This window comes from Pantoea eucrina (assembly GCF_001691555.1).
Lineage (GTDB): Bacteria > Pseudomonadota > Gammaproteobacteria > Enterobacterales > Enterobacteriaceae > Pantoea > Pantoea borealis.
The window spans coordinates 146,161-146,892 of the sequence record NZ_MAYN01000008.1 but is presented as its reverse complement, the minus strand read 5'-3'; the positions used below and the strand labels follow the sequence as shown (position 1 = coordinate 146,892).

The window sequence follows — 732 nt, the reverse complement described above, 5'->3', positions numbered from 1 at the left end:
AGCTTAGAGGCTTTTCCTGGAAGCAGGGCATCAGTTACTTCAGCTCCGTAGAGCCTCGTCGTCACGCCTCAGTGTTAAAGAAGACCGGATTTGCCTGGTCTTCACACCTGCACGCTTAAACCGGGACAACCGTCGCCCGGATAACCTAGCCTTCTCCGTCCCCCCTTCGCAGCAACACCAAGTGCAGGAATATTAACCTGCTTCCCATCGACTACGCCTTTCGGCCTCGCCTTAGGGGTCGACTCACCCTGCCCCGATTAACGTTGGACAGGAACCCTTGGTCTTCCGGCGAGCGGGCTTTTCACCCGCTTTATCGTTACTTATGTCAGCATTCGCACTTCTGATACCTCCAGCGGCCCTCACAGGCCACCTTCTGCGGCTTACAGAACGCTCCCCTACCCAGCAAACTCGCGTTCGCTGCCGCAGCTTCGGTGCATGGTTTAGCCCCGTTACATCTTCCGCGCAGGCCGACTCGACCAGTGAGCTATTACGCTTTCTTTAAATGATGGCTGCTTCTAAGCCAACATCCTGGCTGTCTGTGCCTTCCCACATCGTTTCCCACTTAACCATGACTTTGGGACCTTAGCTGGCGGTCTGGGTTGTTTCCCTCTTCACGACGGACGTTAGCACCCGCCGTGTGTCTCCCGTGATAACATTCCTCGGTATTCGCAGTTTGCATCGGGTTGGTAAGCCGGGATGGCCCCCTAGCCGAAACAGTGCTCTACCCCCGAG

Annotated in this window: 1 rRNA gene (only partly in view); it reads right to left on the bottom strand. The window is 56.3% G+C overall.

Annotated elements, in window-relative coordinates:
• Window positions 1-732, bottom strand: a 23S ribosomal RNA gene (locus tag BBA90_RS19425) (it extends past both window edges: 2,276 nt to the left, 1,975 nt to the right).